The organism is Streptomyces sp. NPDC059009, from assembly GCF_042740175.1.
GTDB lineage: Bacteria > Actinomycetota > Actinomycetes > Streptomycetales > Streptomycetaceae > Streptomyces.
In genome coordinates this window covers 30,546-48,583 of record NZ_JBHYJB010000045.1, presented here as the reverse complement: position 1 = coordinate 48,583, position 18,038 = coordinate 30,546, and the positions used below count along the sequence as shown (strand labels likewise).

18 protein-coding genes are annotated in these 18,038 nt (G+C 71.9%); 10 read left to right on the top strand and 8 right to left on the bottom strand.

Annotation, left to right across the window (positions count from 1 at the left end):
- Positions 1–82 precede the first annotated feature (82 nt).
- Positions 83–349, top strand: coding sequence for a hypothetical protein (locus ACFWYM_RS35680; protein ID WP_384846752.1), 267 nt, complete (start codon positions 83–85; stop codon positions 347–349).
- Positions 350–365: 16 nt separating this feature from the next.
- On the opposite strand, the gene ACFWYM_RS35675 is transcribed toward ACFWYM_RS35680, so the two are convergent.
- Positions 366–1,124 (bottom strand): ferritin-like fold-containing protein, encoded by a 759-nt coding sequence (locus ACFWYM_RS35675; protein WP_384846750.1) that lies wholly within the window; start codon positions 1,122–1,124, stop codon positions 366–368.
- 469 nt (positions 1,125–1,593) lie between these two features.
- On the opposite strand from ACFWYM_RS35675, the gene ACFWYM_RS35670 reads away from it, so the two are divergent.
- Positions 1,594–3,669, top strand: coding sequence for a DEAD/DEAH box helicase (locus tag ACFWYM_RS35670; RefSeq protein ID WP_384846748.1), 2,076 nt, complete (start codon positions 1,594–1,596; stop codon positions 3,667–3,669).
- Between the two features lie 160 nt (positions 3,670–3,829).
- The gene (locus tag ACFWYM_RS35665) at positions 3,830–4,747 is read left to right on the top strand and encodes an alpha/beta fold hydrolase (protein WP_384846746.1); all 918 of its coding nucleotides are present in this window, start codon (positions 3,830–3,832) and stop codon (positions 4,745–4,747) included.
- 19 nt (positions 4,748–4,766) lie between these two features.
- On the opposite strand, the gene ACFWYM_RS35660 is transcribed toward ACFWYM_RS35665, so the two are convergent.
- Entirely contained in the window at positions 4,767–5,666 is a 900-nt protein-coding gene (locus ACFWYM_RS35660; RefSeq protein WP_384846744.1) for an NYN domain-containing protein, read from the bottom strand.
- 237 nt (positions 5,667–5,903) lie between these two features.
- Between ACFWYM_RS35660 and ACFWYM_RS35655 the strand changes: the two genes are divergently transcribed.
- On the top strand, positions 5,904–6,056 hold the full coding sequence (locus tag ACFWYM_RS35655) for a hypothetical protein (protein WP_167357870.1): 153 nt from the start codon (positions 5,904–5,906) through the stop codon (positions 6,054–6,056).
- A gap of 116 nt (positions 6,057–6,172) precedes the next feature.
- On the opposite strand, the gene ACFWYM_RS35650 is transcribed toward ACFWYM_RS35655, so the two are convergent.
- The 3 genes from ACFWYM_RS35650 to ACFWYM_RS35640 all read right to left on the bottom strand — a co-directional run bounded on the left by ACFWYM_RS35650 (position 6,173) and on the right by ACFWYM_RS35640 (position 8,720).
- A complete protein-coding gene (locus ACFWYM_RS35650; RefSeq protein ID WP_384846741.1) occupies positions 6,173–6,778 on the bottom strand; it encodes a MarC family protein in 606 nt (201 codons plus the stop codon).
- A gap of 111 nt (positions 6,779–6,889) precedes the next feature.
- Positions 6,890–7,756, bottom strand: coding sequence for a PHP domain-containing protein (locus tag ACFWYM_RS35645; RefSeq protein WP_384846739.1), 867 nt, complete (start codon positions 7,754–7,756; stop codon positions 6,890–6,892).
- A gap of 322 nt (positions 7,757–8,078) precedes the next feature.
- Positions 8,079–8,720, bottom strand: coding sequence for a DUF6758 family protein (locus ACFWYM_RS35640; protein WP_384846737.1), 642 nt, complete (start codon positions 8,718–8,720; stop codon positions 8,079–8,081).
- Between the two features lie 197 nt (positions 8,721–8,917).
- On the opposite strand from ACFWYM_RS35640, the gene ACFWYM_RS35635 reads away from it, so the two are divergent.
- The gene (locus tag ACFWYM_RS35635) at positions 8,918–10,228 is read left to right on the top strand and encodes an MFS transporter (protein ID WP_384846735.1); all 1,311 of its coding nucleotides are present in this window, start codon (positions 8,918–8,920) and stop codon (positions 10,226–10,228) included.
- A gap of 157 nt (positions 10,229–10,385) precedes the next feature.
- On the opposite strand, the gene ACFWYM_RS35630 is transcribed toward ACFWYM_RS35635, so the two are convergent.
- A complete protein-coding gene (locus ACFWYM_RS35630; protein ID WP_384846733.1) occupies positions 10,386–10,991 on the bottom strand; it encodes a suppressor of fused domain protein in 606 nt (201 codons plus the stop codon).
- A 443-nt stretch (positions 10,992–11,434) separates the two neighbouring features.
- Here ACFWYM_RS35630 and ACFWYM_RS35625 point away from each other — a divergent pair, with 443 nt between their 5' ends.
- Positions 11,435–12,559 (top strand): magnesium and cobalt transport protein CorA, encoded by a 1,125-nt coding sequence (locus ACFWYM_RS35625; protein WP_384846731.1) that lies wholly within the window; start codon positions 11,435–11,437, stop codon positions 12,557–12,559.
- 34 nt (positions 12,560–12,593) lie between these two features.
- Positions 12,594–13,118 carry a hypothetical protein gene (locus tag ACFWYM_RS35620; protein WP_384846729.1) on the top strand — a complete coding sequence of 175 codons (525 nt, stop codon included), beginning with the start codon at positions 12,594–12,596 and terminating at the stop codon, positions 13,116–13,118.
- Positions 13,119–13,224: 106 nt separating this feature from the next.
- Here ACFWYM_RS35620 and ACFWYM_RS35615 read toward each other — a convergent pair whose 3' ends face one another.
- Positions 13,225–14,019 (bottom strand): hypothetical protein, encoded by a 795-nt coding sequence (locus tag ACFWYM_RS35615; RefSeq protein WP_384846727.1) that lies wholly within the window; start codon positions 14,017–14,019, stop codon positions 13,225–13,227.
- 205 nt (positions 14,020–14,224) lie between these two features.
- Here ACFWYM_RS35615 and ACFWYM_RS35610 point away from each other — a divergent pair, with 205 nt between their 5' ends.
- From ACFWYM_RS35610 to ACFWYM_RS35600, 3 genes are read left to right on the top strand one after another with little or no spacing between them, the layout of a single operon-like run.
- On the top strand, positions 14,225–15,505 hold the full coding sequence (locus ACFWYM_RS35610) for a magnesium transporter MgtE N-terminal domain-containing protein (RefSeq protein ID WP_384846725.1): 1,281 nt from the start codon (positions 14,225–14,227) through the stop codon (positions 15,503–15,505).
- Entirely contained in the window at positions 15,492–16,058 is a 567-nt protein-coding gene (locus tag ACFWYM_RS35605; RefSeq protein ID WP_384846723.1) for a DUF1003 domain-containing protein, read from the top strand. Before ACFWYM_RS35610 ends, ACFWYM_RS35605 begins: the two co-directional genes overlap by 14 nt.
- A 44-nt stretch (positions 16,059–16,102) precedes the next feature.
- Positions 16,103–17,236, top strand: a complete 1,134-nt coding sequence (locus ACFWYM_RS35600) for an Mrp/NBP35 family ATP-binding protein (protein ID WP_384846721.1) — start codon at positions 16,103–16,105, stop codon at positions 17,234–17,236.
- Between the two features lie 88 nt (positions 17,237–17,324).
- Here ACFWYM_RS35600 and ACFWYM_RS35595 read toward each other — a convergent pair whose 3' ends face one another.
- A complete protein-coding gene (locus ACFWYM_RS35595) occupies positions 17,325–17,996 on the bottom strand; it encodes a hypothetical protein (protein ID WP_384846830.1) in 672 nt (223 codons plus the stop codon).
- Positions 17,997–18,038 lie beyond the last annotated feature (42 nt).

Sequence of the window (18,038 nt, the reverse complement as noted above, 5' to 3'; positions counted from 1 at the left end):
CGGAGGATTGTGTTCCGGCCGCTACGGGTAAGACCGGCTACAACCGTTTTGCCCGAGGGGGACAGTGAGGGAGGGAACACCCGTGATCCTGGAAGCACTCGGCTCCGCGCTGCTCGGCCTGGCCGCCGCCTGGTCGGCCGTCCACCGCCTGCACCACCGGCTCCCCGCCCGCAGCCTCGTCCTCGCCACCGGGGTGGCCGGGGCCCTCATCGGCGCGTTCATCATGCACACGGCCCTCGGCCCGGGCCACGCCGTCGCGACCCTCATCGGCGCGGTGGCCGTGGCGGCGGCACTGCTGTCGCTCCTGCTCCGCCCTGAAGGAAGGCTCCGCCGCGCCTCGACGGCGTGACGGGCCCCGTCACGAGCTAGGCCGCAAGCCCGAGCGCCGCCATCCGCTTCGTGTGCGCCTCGGTGATGCGCGAGAACATCCGGCCGACCTCGGCCAGGTCGAAGCCGTCGGCGACGCCCCCGACCAGCATGGTCGACAGGGCGTCGCGGTCGGCGACCACCCGCTGCGACTGCGAGAGCGCCTCGCCCATCAGGCGCCGCGCCCAGAGCGCGAGCCGTCCGCCCACGCGCGGGTCCGCGTCGATCGCGGCGCGCACCTTCTCCACGGCGAAGCTGGCGTGCCCGGTGTCGTCGAGGACGCCGAGGACGAGGTCGCGGGTGTCGCCGTCGAGCCGCGCCGCCACCTCGCGGTAGAAGTCACTGGCGATCGAGTCGCCGACGTACGCCTTGACCAGGCCCTCCAGCCAGTCGGACGGCGCCGTCTGCCGGTGGAAGCCGTCGAGCGCGGCGACGAAGGGCTCCATCGCGCCGGTCGGCTCGGCGCCGATCGCGGAGAGCCGGTCGCGCAACTGCTCGAAGTGGTGGAACTCGGCCGACGCCATCTTCGCCAGCTCCGCCTTGTCGGCGAGGGTGGGCGCGAGCTTCGCGTCCTCCGCGAGCCGCTCGAACGCCGCGAGCTCCCCGTAGGCGAGCGCACCGAGCAGGTCCACGACGGCGGCGCGGTAGTTCGGGTCGCCGGAAGCCTTCGCCCAGTCCTGGGCGGCGACCCCGGTGGGTCCCTCGGCTGCTTCTTCGGAGGTGCGGTCGGTGCGGTCGGGCGTGTCAGGCGTCTCCATGAAGCGCACAATAGCCCGCTCCCCGTGGTGCGTAAGGCCCTGGTCAGTCACTGTGACGACGGCGACGTGACGAATGACCCAGACATCCATGCGAGATTCCGGGGTACAGTGGTATTGCGCCCGCCGAATATTCGTCGGGCCGTATGAATGAGGATGCCCGGTCGGTGGCCCGATCGGCTCCGACCCGACAGCCCTCCAGGCAGTGCGCAGTGGTGCGTACGGCATGCGGAGGGAACCTCACAGCGGTACGAGCGCTCGAGCGCAGGCAGTGGTCCCGCGCCACCCGGCCCGCGCCACCAAGGCGGCGGACGGTCACCGGCACGGTCAAGACCCCCAGCGTTCGCCTCGCGCCGCGTCTCACAGAAGAGGCATAGCCCTGACTACGACTTTCCGAGAGCTCGGGATTCTTCCCGAGACGGCCGAGGCCCTTGAGGCCGTCGGCATCATCAATCCCTTTCCCATCCAGGAGATGACGCTCCCCGTCGCCCTTTCCGGCACGGACGTCATCGGCCAGGCCAAGACCGGCACCGGCAAGACGCTCGGCTTCGGACTCCCGCTCCTCGAGCGCGTGACCGTCCCCGCCGACGTCGAGGCGGGCCGCGCCCGGCCCGAGGAGCTGACCGAGGCGCCGCAGGCCCTCGTCGTCGTCCCCACCCGCGAGCTCTGCCAGCAGGTGACCAACGACCTCCTCACCGCGGGCAAGGCGCGCAACGTCCGCGTCCTCGCCATATACGGCGGCCGTGCCTACGAGCCCCAGGTCGAGGCCCTGAAGAAGGGCGTCGACGTGGTCGTCGGCACCCCCGGGCGCCTGCTCGACCTCGCGGGCCAGCGCAAGCTGAACCTGAAGCACATCAAGTGCCTCGTCCTCGACGAGGCCGACGAGATGCTCGACCTGGGCTTCCTGCCCGACGTCGAGAAGATCATCAACATGCTTCCGGCGAAGCGCCAGACGATGCTCTTCTCCGCGACGATGCCGGGCGCCGTCATCGGCCTCGCCCGCCGCTACATGTCGCAGCCCACGCACATCCGCGCCACCGCGCCGGACGACGAGGGCCAGACGGTCGCGAACACGAAGCAGTTCGTCTACCGCGCGCACTCCATGGACAAGCCCGAGATGGTCTCCCGCATCCTGCAGGCCGAAGGCCGCGGGCTCGCGATGATCTTCTGCCGTACGAAGCGCACGGCGGCCGACATCGCCGAGCAGCTGGAGCGCCGCGGCTTCGCCTCCGGCGCGGTCCACGGCGACCTCGGCCAGGGCGCCCGCGAGCAGGCCCTGCGCGCGTTCCGCAACGGCAAGGTGGACGTGCTCGTCTGCACCGACGTCGCCGCGCGCGGCATCGACGTCGAGGGCGTCACGCACGTCGTCAACTACCAGTCCCCCGAGGACGAGAAGACCTATCTGCACCGCATCGGCCGCACCGGCCGCGCGGGCGCCAAGGGCACCGCGATCACGCTGGTCGACTGGGACGACATCCCGCGCTGGCAGCTGATCAACAAGGCGCTCGAGCTGGACTTCAACGACCCGGTCGAGACGTACTCCAGCTCCCCGCACCTCTACGAGGACCTGGACATCCCGGCCGGCACGAAGGGCATCCTGCCCCGCGCCGAGCGCACCCGGGCCGGGCTCGACGCCGAGGAGATCGAGGACCTGGGCGAGACCGGTGGCCGTGGCGGCCGCGGTGGCCGTGGCGACCGCTCCCGCTCGTCCGACCGCGACCGCGACCGCGCTGCCGACCGCGAGCGCGCGGAGCGTCCGGCCCGCACGCCGCGCCGTCGCCGCCGCACCCGCTCGGGCGAGCCCCTGGACGCCCCGGCGTCGACCGAGGCCGCCCAGGCCCCCGAGAGCCCGGCGGCTCCGGTGACCCCGGCGCCCGAGGCGGACACCGCGCCGCGCACCCCGCGCCGTCGCCGCCGCACGCGTGCGGGCGCCACGTCGGAGCCGACGGCCCCGCAGGTGGAGACCCCGGCCGAGACGCCCGCCGAGACGGCGCTCGCCACAGCGGAGTCCACGGACGAGGCCCCGGCCACGAAGGCGCGCCGCCGCACCCGCAAGGCGACGGCCCCGGCCGCCGAGGCAGCCGTCGACACGGCCGAGGGCAAGGCCCCCGCCGAGGAGCCGGAGGCCAAGCCCCGCCGCCGTACGCCCAAGGCGACCACCCCGGCCGCCGAGGCAGCCGTCGACACGGCCGAGGGCAAGACCCCCGCCGAGGAGACGACGGAGACCAAGCCGCGCCGCCGCACCCGCAAGGCTGCCGCTGCCGAGCCGGTCGCCGCCGAGGCGGAGGCCACGGAGGAGGCTCCGGCCACCAAGCCGCGCCGCCGCACCCGCAAGACGGCAACTGCCGCCGCGGAGGCCGCCGTTGACACGGCCGAGGGCAAGACCCAGGCCGAGGAGCCGGAGGCCAAGCCCCGCCGCCGTACGCGCAAGGCGACCGCCGAGGCCGCCGCCCCCAAGGCGGAGGCCACGGAGGAGGCCCCGGCCACCAAGCCGCGCCGCCGTACCCGCAAGGCGACGGCCCCGGCGGCCGAGCCGACCGAGAGCTGACAGCTGACAGCTCACAGCCGAGAGCTGACAGCTTTCGAGGTTCCTCTCGCACGAGGGCCCGTCCTTCCCCACCGGGGAGGGGCGGGCCCTCGCTCGTACCGGGGCACCTACGAGTGACCAGCACGCCGGCCCGCCACCCCGCCTCGATTACGCTCACCCCATGAGCAGGCCCCCCACCTTCGTCCCGCCCCCCTGCGCCCGTGCCCGCAGGCTGGCCACCGCGCGAGGCGGGTTCGCCGTGCTGGACGCGCGGCCCGTGGGCGGGCGGAGCACCAAGGGGACCGTGCTGCTGCTGCCCGGGTTCACCGGCAGCAAGGAGGACTTCATCGCCCTCCTCGAACCCTTCGCCGCCGCCGGCTACCGCGCCGTCACCGTGGACGGCCGCGGGCAGTACGAGACTCCGGGACCCGACGACGAATCGGCGTACGCCCAGGGTGAGTTGGCGCGCGACGTGCTCGCGCAGGCCGCCGCCCTCACCGCCGAGGACGGCCGGGTCCCCCATCTGCTCGGGCACTCGCTCGGCGGCCTGGTGGCCCGCGCCGCCGCCCTTCTGGACCCCGCCGCCTTCGCCTCGCTGACCGTGATGTCCTCGGGCCCCGCCGCGGTCTCCCCCGGCCAGCAGGCCCGCGCGAAGATGCTGGCCGACGCCCTGGGCGTGCTGTCGATGGCGGAGATCTGGGACGCGATGCGCGCCATGGATCCCCCCGCGGACGCCGCTGAAGCAGCCGAAGCCACCGGGTCCACGGCCGACGCAGACGCCGACGCCGACAGCGACGAGCCCGCGCTCCGCGCCCGCTGGCTGCGCCACCACCCCGCCCAACTCGCCGCCACCGCACGACAGTTGTGCACCGAACCGGACCGGGTCGCGGAGCTCGCCGCCACCGCCCTGCCCAAGCACGTGATCTCCGGCGCGCACGACGACGCCTGGCCGGTGCCGTGGCTCGACGACATGGCCGCCCGGCTCGGCGCGCACCGCTCCGTGATCGCGGACGCGGACCACTCCCCCAACACCGACCGCCCCGCGGAGACCGCCGCGGCCCTGCTCGCCTTCTGGGACCGGCACGCCCCCCAGAAGTGAGTCAGTACCGCAGCCGCGCTCAGTACTGCGTCTGCAAGTGGTCCCAGAACCCGTCCCGCAGCGCCCGCCGCAGATCCGCCTGTCCGCGCAGCGAGTACTGAAGCACCTGCTCCGCGTCGACGAGCAGCTCCTGGTCGACGGAGCCGGGCAGGTACGGGTGCCCCGGCATGAGCCCCATCAGCGCCTCACGCCCGCGCGCCGAGAGCCACTTCGCGGCGATCTGCGCGCCGACGAAGCGGACGTCGTCGCGCGAGGGCCGGGGCACCGCGGCCGACGGCTCGTACGCCGCGGTGGCCCGCCGCGTCACGTACGGCTTGAAGAAGGCGAGGTCGAAGGTCCGCTGGCTGTCGACCTCCCAGAGCAGCGGCTCCGCCTGATTGCGGCCGTCGGGCGCCTCGATGCCCCAGAGGTGGACGCGCGCGCCGTACCCCTGCGCGGCCTCGACGGCGGAGACCAGGTCCTCGTCGCCGCCGATGAGCGCCGCGTCGCTGATCGCGCGGTGCCGGGCGAGGGACTCCAGGTCCGACCTGATGAGTGAGTCGACACCCTTCTGCTGGTTGTTGGCGTTCAGATTGCCGAGCCGCACCTTCACGTCCGGGAGCTCGGCGATCGACTGCTGCTCGGTGGTGTGGATGCGGCGGCGCGCGCCGTCGTACCAGTACAGGCGGAGCAGCCTGCTGTCCGCGAAGATCGTGCGCGCCTTGTCGATGAGCGCCTCGATGAGACCTTCCGCGTCCAGGTCGAAGGACCTCCGGTCCTCGGTGCCCGCGGCGAGGCGGCCCGCGGCCGCGTACAGGTATCCGGCGTCGACGAAGATCGCGTGGGTCGAGGGGGCCTTCGCCACCTCGGCGAGCATGCGCTCAAGGAGTCCGTTGGCGCGCTCCAGCTGTTCCAGCTGGGCGCTCATCTCGTCGTTCATACGGAACCCATTGTCCCGCCGGTCACGCTGCGAACACAACCAGTGCCGCTACTCGTGAGTAATTAGGCGCTCGAAAAATTTCTTTAGCGTAGGGAATGTTTGCAGGGGGCAACCCGTTGTACCCATATGGAACGCGGGGCACTGCAGCCACGCAATCCACCCGTAGCGGGCGGTCGAGGCACCGCCCACACCAGCAGTTCTCCTTCAGGAGGATGACCAGACGAAGGGAGAAGCCTTATGCGCTTCGAAATCATGCGACTCGACGACGTCGATGGCACCGCCGTGGACAGCACCGTCGTGGACGCCGCCTCCGTCAACCGGATCGTGCAGCAGGCCGCAGCGATCGGCCAGCGCATCTACATCCGCCCGGCCGAGGCCACGGCCTCGTAACGCGCACACCTGATCTTCGCCGCACGCCGCACGACGGCAGGCCGCCGAGACGCCCGAAGGGCCCCGGTACGCACTCGCGTACGAGGGGCCCTTCGCGCGTTCCCGGGCTGACTGCGTCAGGCGCCCTTGATCACCTGCGTGACGCCGTTGATGATCTGCTGCACGGCGATCGCGGAGAGCATCATGCCCGCGAGCCGGGTCACCAGGACCACGCCGCCGTCCTTGATCACGCGGATGATCAGCAGCGAGTAGCGCATCACCAGCCAGAGCACGACGTGCATCGCGACGATCGCGGCCCAGACGGAGATCTGGGTGCCGACGCCGTGCGCGTTCTGCACGGCGAGGATCACCGAGACGATCGCGCCGGGTCCGGCGAGCAGCGGCATGCCGAGCGGCACGAGCGCGACGTTGACGTCCTTGGTCTGCTTCGGCTCGTCCGTCTTGCCGGTGAGCAGGTCGAGCGCGATGAGGAGCAGCAGCAGTCCGCCCGCGATCATCAGCGCGGGCACGGAGACGTGCAGATAGTTGAGGATCTGGTGGCCGACGAGGCCGAAGACCGTGATCACGCCGAAGGCGACGCAGACGGCCTGGAAGGCCATCCGCTGCTGCACCTTGGCGGGGCGGCCGGCGGTCAGGCCGAGGAAGATCGGGGTGATCCCCGGGGGGTCCATGATCACGAAAAGCGTGAGAAAGAGGGATCCGAAGACAGCGAAGTCGAACACAGTGTGGCCTTGCAGAGAGTCGTACGAGGAGCCGCGCACGGGCGCGGTGAGCGGGCGCCGCGGGGCGCGGCGCGCGAAGGAACAGCCGGTGGCCGATGGCCGATGGCTCGGTCAGACGGTGGGCCGTCCGCCCGCGCCCGGCACCGGGAACGCCCCGGTCGCCCGGCGCGTGATCTCGCCGTAGATCTCGGGGTCGGTGGTGAACTCCCCGAGCACGCACGTCTTGCGGCTGCCGTGGTAGTCGCTGGACCCGGTGGCCAGCAGCCCCAGGTCGCCCGCGAGGCCCTTCAGCCGGGCGCGGGTCTCGGCCGAGTGGTCCATGTGGTCCGCCTCGATGCCGTCGAGTCCGGCGGCGGCGAGTTCGGCTATCGCGGCCTCGGGCACGACCTGGCCGCGCTTGGCGGCGGCGGGATGCGCGAAGACGGTGACCCCGCCCGCGGCCTTGACCAGGCGGATCGCCTCGAAGGGGTCGAGCTCGTGCTTCTCGGCGTAGGCGCGCCCGCCGTCGGCGAGCCACTCGGGCGTGAAGGCGTCCGAGACGCTGTCCACGACGCCCAGTTCGACGAGGGCCTCCGCGACGTGCGGCCGCCCGACGGACCCGTCGCCCGCGATCCGCGCGACCTGCTCCCAGGTCACCCCCACGCCGAGCTCCTGGAGCTTGCGCACCATGGTCTGCGCCCGCGGCACCCGGTCGTCCCGGACCAGCTCCCGCTCCCGCGCGAGCTCCGGCTCCTGCGGGTCGAAGAGATACGCCAGCATGTGCAGGCCCACCCCGTCGAGCCGGCACGACAGCTCGGCCCCGGTGACGAGGGTCAGCCCCTCGGGCAGCGCCCCGATCGCCTCGGCGTACCCGCGGGTGGTGTCGTGGTCGGTCAGCGCGACGACGTCGAGCCCGGCGGCGCGAGCGTTCCGAACGAGCTCGGCCGGGCTGTCCGTGCCGTCGGAGGCGGTGGAGTGGGTGTGCAGATCGATGCGCACGAGGAGCACTCCAACCACTGCGGGGACGGACACGGGCACGCGAAAGGGCAGCGTGGGACCGTAAGGGGACAGTTAAGGATAACGGCAGGCCACTCGGCTTCAGTCCGTGACAAGAGCCACCACCGTCCAGCCCGCCGGGCACCCATCAGCCCGTCGGGCACCCATCAGCCCGTCCGGCGTTTGAGGACGAGGCCGTCCAGGCCGATGGGGGGCAAGGGGCGCAGCCCCATGAGCGACGACGGGCAGAGCGGCGACGACGAAGCCGCAAGCCCCACGGGCGCCCCACCCGCAGGGGACCAAAAGACGAGAGGGCACCCCACCCTCAAGGCATCAACAGCCGTGGCGACAACGCCCCGCACGGCAGCAGCTCGACCTCCGCCCCCGCGTCCCGCAAGTCCGTGAGCACCAGCTCGTCGTACATCAAGAGCCCCGACTGCTCCGGCCACGCGATCGCCCACAGCCACAGGCCACGCGCCTCGCCCGCGAAGACCGCGCGGTCGTCCGGGGTGCCCGACACATGCCACAGCGGGGTCGGCCGCCCGGCGGCGAGGACCTTCGCCTGGGGTGGCTTCTCGACGCTCAGCGACGGTCCCGGGTCGGGTCCGTCGATGCCCGCGTAGCGCGCACCGAGGCCGACGCCGAGCTCCTCCGCGACCAGGACCAGCTCGCCGACCCCGCCGAGCGGCGCGGGCCCCGAGCAGGCCACGGCGGTCGCCCGGCCGCCGCTGCGGTCGTCGCCCGCGCACGCCACCCCGGTGAAGAGCCAGCCGACGGGAAGCGGCCACGGCATCCACACCGGCACGTGCGCACGGTGCACCACGACACTGAGGGCCTCGACGCTGGGCGGGATCACGGGCTGCAGCGGGTGCACGGTGCCGTGCACATCGCACTGCCAGGAGTCGGCAAAGAGACCGGGAGCCCTGACCCGGCCACCACACTTCGGGCAACTGGGTTCGCCCCTCATAGCGACCGAGGGTCCTCCCCGGTCGTCGCCGCGTCAAGGACGATCACCCGTCCGGAGTCCGTCGGCACCGCACTTCCACACCGCTTTCCCGTGCCCCTCACCAGGCAAAACTAGATGTAACTTGCACCCTTTAGTCTCCCTAACTTAATATGTGCATACGTCAACGATCTCTCCGTGAGCAGTGAAGGAGCGGCTGTATGAACAGCAGCACAGGAGGCCCCGCCGAAGGGGACCCGCCCACCCGTCTCCCACCACCGCCCTTGCCGGACGCGCTGCGCGCGGCACCCGCTGAATTCCACGCCGGGGCGGGCGGCCTCCTGCGGCAGCCGAAGGCCGTATGGGCGACGGCCGGCGCCTCCGTCGTCGCCTTCATGGGCATCGGGCTCGTCGACCCGATCCTGCCCTCCATCGCCAAGGGCCTGGACGCGAGCGCCAGTCAGGTCTCGCTGCTCTTCACCTCGTACTTCCTGATCACCGCCGTCGCGATGCTGGTGACCGGCTTCGTCTCCAGCCGCATCGGCGGCAAGAAGACCCTGCTGCTCGGCCTCGCGCTCGTGGTCGTCTTCGCCGGGCTCTCCGGCACCTCGGGCTCGGTCGGTGAGCTCGTCGGGTTCCGCGCGGGCTGGGGCCTCGGCAACGCGCTCTTCGTCTCCACCGCGCTCGCCGTCATCGTGGGCGCGGCCGCCGGGGGCAGCGCCGCCGCGATCCTCCTGTACGAGTCGGCACTCGGCCTCGGCATGGCGTGCGGGCCGCTGCTCGGCGCCCTGCTCGGGGACGCCAGCTGGCGCTACCCGTTCTTCGGCACCGCGGCTCTGATGGCCATCGGCTTCCTGTGCATCTCGGCGTTCCTGAAGGAGCAGCCGAGGCCCGCGCAGAAGACCTCGCTGCTCGATCCGATCAAGGCGCTCGGCCACGGCGGGCTCGCCTCCGCCGCCGCCTCGGCGTTCTTCTACAACTACACGTTCTTCACGGTGCTGGCCTTCACGCCGTTCGTGCTCAACATGACCCCGTACAAGTCGGGTGCGGTCTTCTTCGCCTGGGGCGTGCTGCTCGCCGTCTTCTCGGTGATCGTCGCGCCGCGTCTGCAGGAGCGGTTCGGTTCACTGAAGGTGCTCGGCGGCTCGCTGCTGCTGCTCGCCGCGGACGTCCTGGTGCTCGGCTACGGCAACCACACCGCGGCCGTCGTCTGCACGGTCCTGTCCGGCGCCTTCATCGGCGTGAACAACACCGTCTACACGGAGCTCGCGCTCGGCGTCTCGGACGCGCCGCGCCCCGTGGCCAGCGCCGGATACAACTTCGTGCGCTGGTTCGCCGCGGCCGCCGCCCCGTTCTTCGCGCCGAAGATCGAGGAGTGGAGCAACATCCACATCCCGTTCGTGGTCGCGGCCGTGACCGCGGTGCTCGGCGCCGGAGTGGTCTGGGTCCGCGGGAGCGCGCTCGCGCACGAGGCCGAGGAACTGGAGCCGCGGCACGCGACGGAGGACGGGGTCACGGTCTTCGCCAACTAGAGCCGACACCGGAGCCCGGACGGGGCGGGGCCGGGTGGCCGAAGCAAATCGGCCACCCGGCCTCCCCCGTCGTTCAACTGGCGGCCGCCGCCTTCAACCGGCCACCGCCCCAACGGAGTTGAATCCGTCACACTCCCCGGACGGACTCAGCCGGGACTCAGTCGAGCGCCACGGACCTGCGCAGCGGATCGCGCAGGTCCGTCCCACTGTTCAGCCACCGCTCCTGGAGCGCCTGCGCGCCGTGCACCCGCTTCCACGCCGCCTCGTTCTGCGTCATCGGGAGCAGGGGCAGAAACCGTACGGGTTCCTTCGGCTCGTCGAGCTCCAGGTCCGCCACGAGGCCGCCCGGCTCGGCGACCAGGACCGAGGTGAACGGGGCGCCGGGCCACAGCGGTTCACCCACGTCGAGGGAGGCACCCGGCGCCACGATCACGCCCTCCACCTGCGGCGAAGCGGCGAGCACGGCGAGCGGGCGGAGCACCTTGTCGGTCTCCGCGAGGCCCCCGCGCACCGACAGGACCAGCTCCGCGCGCGGGCCCTTGACGGGGTCGGCGAGGGTGGCGGTGGGGTCGGCCATCGGGGCGGCGGACATGCCGAGCGTGGCGTAACGGACGATGTCCCCGCCGTCGTTCCCGCCTTCCGTACCGGTGAAGCGGAGCACCTCAATGCGGTCCGTGCCGAGGAAGGTCACCGCGGCGCGCGCGTCCGGTTCCCCCAGGGCGGTGCGCAGCCGGGCCTCGACCAGAGCAAGAACATCTTCCATGCGGCGAGCATAGAACTCGTACGTGGCGGGTAAAGAAGGGCCTTCGCTCTCCGGTCGGCTGATAGTGTTGGCCGCTGGTTCAGGGCGACACGCAGAAGCGTCGTTTTCAAGCCCCGCACCATGAGACTCCCCTACGGGGGACCGGCCGGAGGAGGTGGGGCTGTCAATGGATCGAAGTCGACCGTGCAGTACCACCCGCTCTTCCGGTCACTGAGTCACGTAGCTCCGCACAGCAGCTGCCGCCTCGCGCACGCATCCCCGCGTACGACGGAAGAGCACGTCGTTTTCGTCTGATCCGTTTCAGCAGCGAAGCCGCCACCGCGATGGCGCGGTGCTCCCCGCTTTGTGGACGTGCACAGTCCCGCAGTCGCAGACGTCCTCATTCCGGGTAGTTCCGAACCTCTTTGAGGGGCGGCGGCTCATGCCCGCGAAGGAGCCTGCCCATGTCGATGATCCGTGACCTGCGCGCCGCCGTCCGCCCCTCCCTCCGCAAGGAGCCCGGCACCGGCTACGGCACCTCGTACGACACGTACGACGCCACCCGGGAAGCCGCCAGCGCCGTCGTGGACTGCGCCGTGTACCGCGAGGGCCGCCGCGTCGAGAGCGACCACTGCCTCACCCCGCACGAGGCGATGCTGCAGGTGCGGCGCGACGGGGGCTTCGCCTGGATCGGCCTGCACGAGCCGACGGAGGCCGAATTCTCGGGCATCGCCGCCGAGTTCGGGCTGCACCCGCTCGCCGTCGAGGACGCCGTCCACGCCCACCAGCGCCCCAAGCTGGAGCGCTACGACGACACGCTCTTCACCGTCTTCAAGACCATCCACTACGTGGAGCACGCCGAACTCACCGCCACCAGCGAGGTGGTGGAGACCGGCGAGGTGATGTGCTTCACCGGGCGGGACTTCTTCATCACCGTGCGGCACGGCGGCCACGGCTCGCTGCGCTCCCTGCGCCGCCGCCTCCAGGAGGACCCCGAGCTGCTCGCCAAGGGCCCCTCGTCCGTCCTGCACACCATCGCCGACCACGTCGTCGACGGCTACCTCGCGGTGGCCGACGCCATGCAGGTCGACATCGACGACGTCGAGAACGAGGTGTTCGCGGCCCCCGGCAAGGGCGTCTCGCGCGGTGTCGACGCCGGGCGGATCTACCAGCTCAAGCGCGAGGTCCTGGAGTTCAAGCGGGCCGTGTCGCCGCTCCTCCGCCCCATGCAGCTGCTCAGCGAGCGGCCCATGCGGCTCGTCGACCCCGACATCCAGAAGTACTTCCGCGACGTCGCCGACCACCTCGCACGCGTCCAGGAGCAGGTCGTCGGCTTCGACGAACTCCTCAACTCGATCCTCCAGGCCAACCTCGCCCAGGCCGCGGTCGCCCAGAACGAGGACATGCGCAAGATCACCTCCTGGGCGGCCATCATCGCCGTGCCCACGGCGGTGTGCGGGGTCTACGGCATGAACTTCGACCACATGCCGGAGCTGCACTGGCGCTTCGGCTACCCGCTGGTGCTCGGCCTCATCGGCACCGCGTGCTACACCATCCACCGCACCCTGAAGCGGAACGGCTGGCTGTAGACCGCCCCTTTCACCCGCTCGGTAGGCTGCGCCCATGACTGCTGCTGAGACGTCCGCCGACGCGCTGCTGGGGCAGGCCCTCGTCGAGGAGGCCACCAAGAAGTCCGGCCTCATCTGGGTCCAGGGCGAGGGGCCCGCCCGCGCCCTGTGGCACGCATGGCACGACGGCGCGGCCCACCTCGTCGGCGACGGCCCCGGCGAGCAGCCGCTGGCCGGGCTCACCGACGGCGGCAGCGCCGAAGTGACCGTCCGCAGCAAGGACAAGGGCGGCCGCCTGGTCGCCTGGACCGCCACGGTCACCGAACTCGCCCCGCACAGCGAGGCGTGGGAGGCGGCGGTCGCCGAGCTCAAGGGGAAGCGGCTCAACGCCCCCGACGGCGAGCGGATGACGGGGCGGTGGGCCGCCGAGTGCCGGGTGCTCCGGCTGACGCCGCGGGACGCCCGCACCGACCTGCCGGACGCCTCGCTGGCGGCGCCTCCGCTGCCGACGTCCGCCACGACGCGGCATGCCGCGCCGGAGGCGCTGCCCCGGCTGCTGCTGAAGCGGAAGAAGCGGTAGGGGTTCTGCTGGAGGTTCTCCGGCTGCGCGCCGGTGGGGGCTTGTCGCGCCCACGCGGCGGAGCCGCAAATCGACACAGCCCCGCGCCCCTTACGGGGCGCCCCTGCTACGACGTAGGAAGCTGCTTCCCGTAGTCCACCATCTCGCTCTTGTCCGGCTCCTTGAGCGCGAAGTCCTTGTTCCAGTCGGCGAGTTGGAGCGTGCCCGCGCCGCCCGCCCGCTCCAGGAGCAGGGGGTAGGGCTTGCCGTTCAGGGAGACGTTCAGGGTGCCGCCGGAGCCGTCGTCGCCGGTGATCTTGATGGTGGGGGTCCCGGCGGTCTCGCCCCGGTCGCCCGTGGCCAGCTCGCCGTGGAGCGTGAGCATCCCCGCGAGCAGCACGTCCTTGTCGGTGAAGCCGCTCAGCTGCTCGTACGAGGGATCGCCCTTGGGCACCTTGACGTACTTGCCGTCGAGCTTGGCCGCCGCCGTGCTGTCCGACGGCGAACCGGCGGACTCGCCCTTGCCGCCGCCCTGGCCGCCCTGGCCGTCCTGGTGGCTCCAGAACTCCGAGTCGGCCTTCAGATAGAGCTCCTCGCCGACCCGCAGCAGCCGGAAGGTCTGCCCCTTGGAGGTGACGGAGCCGGTGCCGCCGTCGTCCTTCAGGCGCATGTCGAGCTTGTACGTGTGCCCCTTGCTGACCAGCGACCCGGAGAGCCGCACCGAGGACGCGGCCTGCGCGGCGGCCCGGGACTTGCTCTGGATCTGCTGGGCGGAGAGCTTGCCCACGCCGTTCGTGCCCGCGTCCTCGTCGTCGCCGCTGCCACACCCCGTGAGCCCGGCGCCGGCGACGACGAGGCCCGCGCACGCCGCGCCGAGGAGGGCCGCCCTGCGGCCGTGGCGACCCTGCGGAATGACGGTCACTGGTGGGCTGCCTCTCGTACGGGATGCGGAGTCCGGCGGATCCAGCAGTACGGCAGCGTACCCGTGCCGCCTACGCAGATCGGCGTCAGTCCGTCCGGACCCGGTGCCGGAGCGCGAAGGACCGGGACGGGCTAGCCTGAAGCCCGTATCAGCGCATATATGCCTGGATGAGTAGACAGATCCGTATGAAAGGGAGGCGCGTGGCATGGCGGCAGGCGCCCCCCGGATCTTCGTCTCCCATCTGTCCGGCACCGCCGTCTTCGACCCCAACGGCGACCAGGTGGGCCGCGTGCGCGACCTGGTGGCCATGCTGCGGGTCGGCAAGAAGCCGCCGCGACTGCTCGGACTCGTCGTCGAACTCTCCACGCGGCGCCGCATCTTCCTGCCCATGACCCGGGTCACCGGCATCGAGTCGGGCCAGGTCATCACCACCGGCGTGGTCAATGTCCGCCGGTTCGAGCAGCGGCCCACCGAGCGGCTCGTCCTCGGCGAGATGCTGGACCGCCGGGTCCGGCTCGTCGAGACCGGCGAGGAGGTGGCCGTCCTCGACGTCTCCGTGCAGCAGCTCCCGGCCCGCCGGGACTGGGAGATCGACCGGGTCTTCGTACGGAAGGGGAAGGCGGGGGCGCTGCGGCGGAAGGGCGAGACGCTGACCGTGGAGTGGTCCGCCGTCACCGGGTTCTCGCTCGAAGAACACGGGCAGGGCGCCGAGAACCTCCTCGCCACCTTCGAGCAGCTGCGCCCCGCCGACCTCGCCAACGTCCTGCACCACCTGTCCGCGAAGCGGCGCGCGGAGGTGGCCGCGGCCCTCGACGACGACCGGCTCGCCGACGTCCTCGAAGAGCTCCCCGAGGACGACCAGATCGAGATCCTCGGCAAGCTGAAGGAGGAGCGCGCCGCCGACGTCCTGGAGGCCATGGACCCGGACGACGCCGCCGACCTCCTCGCCGAGCTCCCCGAGGACGACAAGGAGCGGCTGCTCACGCTCATGCAGCCGGACGACGCGGCCGACGTGCGGCGCCTGATGGCCTACGAGGAGCGCACCGCGGGCGGTCTCATGACCACCGAGCCGATCGTCCTTCGCCCCGACTCCACCGTCGCCGACGCCCTCGCCCGCGTCCGCATGGAGGACCTCTCCCCCGCGCTCGCCGCCCAGGTCTATGTGTGCCGCCCGCCGGACGAGACGCCGACCGGCAAGTACCTCGGCACCGTGCACTTCCAGCGGCTGCTGCGCGATCCCCCGTACACCCTGGTCAGCTCGATCCTCGACGACGACCTGCGGCCGCTGAGCCCGCAGGCGCCGCTGCCCGCCGTGGCCGGGTTCTTCGCCACGTACGACATGGTGGCGGCGCCCGTCGTCGACGACAGCGGCTCGCTGCTCGGCGCGGTCACCGTCGACGACGTGCTCGACCACATGCTGCCGGACGACTGGCGCGAGACCGAGTTCCACCAGGAGGAAGGGGGCGACCACCATGGCGGCGGCTGACCGCGAGCGGGACGGCGCCAGGCCGGAGGCGGCCCGGCCGCCCCGGCTCCGCCTCGACCAGCCCCGGGCGCCCCGGCGCAAGCTGCTGCCGGACTACGACCCGGAGGCGTTCGGCCGGCTCTCGGAGCGGATCGCGCGGTTCCTCGGCACGGGGCGCTTCATCGTCTGGATGACGGTCATCATCATCCTGTGGGTGGTGTGGAACATCGCGGCGCCGGACGCCCTCCGCTTCGACCAGTACCCGTTCATCTTCCTCACGCTGATGCTGTCCCTGCAGGCGTCGTACGCGGCCCCGCTGATCCTGCTCGCGCAGAACCGCCAGGACGACCGCGACCGCGTCAACCTCGAACAGGACCGGCGGCAGAACGAGCGGTCCATCGCGGACACCGAGTACCTGACCCGCGAGATCGCCTCGCTCCGCATGGGCCTCGGCGAGGTGGCGACCCGCGACTGGATCCGCTCCGAACTCCAGGACCTGGTCAAGGAGCTGGAGGAGCAGCGCGCACTATTCCCGCCGGAGGCGGGCGGCGGACGTGACGTAGGCGACCGCTGACGGCCCTTTCCGGGCCCGGGTTACCGCGCCGTACTATCGACCCTATGGCTACGGAAGACGCGGTGCGCGAAGCACTGGCGACGGTGAACGACCCCGAGATCCAGCGACCCATCACCGAGTTGGGGATGGTCAAATCGGTCGACATCGGCGCGGACGGGACCGTCGCGGTCACCGTGTACCTGACGGTCTCCGGCTGCCCGATGCGCGACACCATCACCACGAACGTCCAGGAGGCGGTCGGCCGCGTCGAGGGCGTCACCCGCGTCGACGTCACCCTCGACGTGATGAGTGACGAGCAGCGCAAGGAGCTCGCCGCCGCGCTCCGCGGCGGCACCGCCGAGCGCGAGGTCCCCTTCGCCAAGCCGGGCTCGCTGACCCGGGTCTACGCGGTCGCGTCCGGTAAGGGCGGCGTCGGCAAGTCCTCGGTGACGGTGAACCTCGCGGCCGCTCTCGCGGCGGACGGCCTCAAGGTCGGCGTCGTGGACGCGGACATCTACGGCCACAGTGTGCCCCGCATGCTCGGCGCCGAGGGCCGGCCCACCCAGGTCGAGAACATGATCATGCCCCCGTCGGCGAACGGCGTGAAGGTCATCTCGATCGGCATGTTCACGCCCGGCAACGCCCCGGTGGTCTGGCGCGGCCCGATGCTCCACCGCGCCCTCCAGCAGTTCCTCGCGGACGTCTTCTGGGGCGACCTGGACGTGCTCCTGCTCGACCTGCCGCCGGGGACCGGCGACATCGCCATCTCGGTCGCACAGCTCGTGCCGAACGCCGAGATCCTCGTCGTGACGACCCCGCAGCAGGCCGCCGCCGAGGTCGCCGAGCGCGCGGGCTCCATCGCCGTGCAGACCCACCAGAAGATCGTGGGCGTCGTCGAGAACATGTCCGGGCTGCCCTGCCCGCACTGCGGCGAGATGGTCGACGTGTTCGGCACCGGCGGCGGCCAGAAGGTCGCCGAGGGCCTCACCAAGACGACGGGCGCCAACGTCCCCGTCCTCGGCTCCATCCCGATCGACGTCCGTCTGCGCGAGGGCGGCGACGAGGGCAAGCCGGTCGTCCTGTCCGACCCGGACTCCCCCGCGGGCTCGGCGCTGCGCACGATCGCGGGCAAGCTGGGCGGGCGCCAGCGCGGGCTCTCGGGGATGTCCCTGGGGATCACGCCGCGCAACAAGTTCTGAGCGGTTCCGGGGTCTTTCGGGTCCTCCGGCATACGAGAAGGGGGCGCCGTCATCGCGACGGCGCCCCCTTCTCGTACGTACCGGAGCGCTAACCCGAGTACTCGGTGATGTCCTTGACCACCGAGAAGCCCAGCCCGTACGCGCTCATGCCGCGCCCGTACGCGCCCAGGTGCACCCCCTCCTTGGTGGAGCCCGCGAGCACCCAGCCGAACTCGGACTCGCGGTAGTGGAACGGCGTCGGGACCCCGTCCACCGGCAGCGAGAGCGTGGACCAGTCCGCGCCGTGCAGATCGTCGGCGAGCACCCACGCGGTCTCGGTCTGCTGGTCCAGCCAGTCGTCGCGCAGGGTGTGGTCCATCTGGCCCGGCCAGGTGAAGGACAGCAGTCCGACGCCGGCCAGCCAGGCCGCCGAGGAGACCGAGGTGGCCTCCAGGACGCCCGTGCCGTCGGCGCTGCGCCGCACGGGGTTGGCCGCGACGGTCACCACGACCGCGAAGCGCTCCTTGTCGCTGTTGCCGAGGCTCCCCTCGGCGCGGACCGAGGGCTCATCGCCGTGGCCGATCGAACCGTGCTCCACCGCGCCGTCCGCAGCCGTGCCGACCTGCATCAGCCAGCGCTGTCCCGTGAACGCCTCGTCGAGGCCGTACCAGGGGAAGGGCGCCAGCAGGTAGCCGTCGACCGTGCGTCGGGCGGAGGGCACCGCTTGGGCAGTGCCGTCCTCGGTCGGCGCCTGCGCGCCCACCCGACTTGTCGTCTCCATGTACCCGGCCGCCTCCTCGCTCTCGTCGGTCCGGAGCGGCCC

What these genes read in the sequence shown, in the direction of transcription:
- ACFWYM_RS35675 (WP_384846750.1), bottom strand. Translation starts at nt 1,124, where the DNA reads ATGGAGACGCCTGACACGCCCGACCGCACCGACCGCACCTCCGAAGAA.
- ACFWYM_RS35670 (WP_384846748.1), top strand. Translation starts at nt 1,594, where the DNA reads ATGACGCTCCCCGTCGCCCTTTCCGGCACGGACGTCATCGGCCAGGCC.
- ACFWYM_RS35665 (WP_384846746.1), top strand. Translation starts at nt 3,830, where the DNA reads ATGAGCAGGCCCCCCACCTTCGTCCCGCCCCCCTGCGCCCGTGCCCGC.
- ACFWYM_RS35660 (WP_384846744.1), bottom strand. Translation starts at nt 5,666, where the DNA reads ATGAACGACGAGATGAGCGCCCAGCTGGAACAGCTGGAGCGCGCCAAC.
- ACFWYM_RS35655 (WP_167357870.1), top strand. Translation starts at nt 5,904, where the DNA reads ATGCGCTTCGAAATCATGCGACTCGACGACGTCGATGGCACCGCCGTG.
- ACFWYM_RS35640 (WP_384846737.1), bottom strand. Translation starts at nt 8,720, where the DNA reads ATGAGGGGCGAACCCAGTTGCCCGAAGTGTGGTGGCCGGGTCAGGGCT.
- ACFWYM_RS35635 (WP_384846735.1), top strand. Translation starts at nt 8,918, where the DNA reads ATGAACAGCAGCACAGGAGGCCCCGCCGAAGGGGACCCGCCCACCCGT.
- ACFWYM_RS35630 (WP_384846733.1), bottom strand. Translation starts at nt 10,991, where the DNA reads ATGGAAGATGTTCTTGCTCTGGTCGAGGCCCGGCTGCGCACCGCCCTG.
- ACFWYM_RS35625 (WP_384846731.1), top strand. Translation starts at nt 11,435, where the DNA reads ATGTCGATGATCCGTGACCTGCGCGCCGCCGTCCGCCCCTCCCTCCGC.
- ACFWYM_RS35620 (WP_384846729.1), top strand. Translation starts at nt 12,594, where the DNA reads ATGACTGCTGCTGAGACGTCCGCCGACGCGCTGCTGGGGCAGGCCCTC.
- ACFWYM_RS35610 (WP_384846725.1), top strand. Translation starts at nt 14,225, where the DNA reads ATGGCGGCAGGCGCCCCCCGGATCTTCGTCTCCCATCTGTCCGGCACC.
- ACFWYM_RS35605 (WP_384846723.1), top strand. Translation starts at nt 15,492, where the DNA reads ATGGCGGCGGCTGACCGCGAGCGGGACGGCGCCAGGCCGGAGGCGGCC.
- ACFWYM_RS35600 (WP_384846721.1), top strand. Translation starts at nt 16,103, where the DNA reads ATGGCTACGGAAGACGCGGTGCGCGAAGCACTGGCGACGGTGAACGAC.
- ACFWYM_RS35595 (WP_384846830.1), bottom strand. Translation starts at nt 17,996, where the DNA reads ATGGAGACGACAAGTCGGGTGGGCGCGCAGGCGCCGACCGAGGACGGC.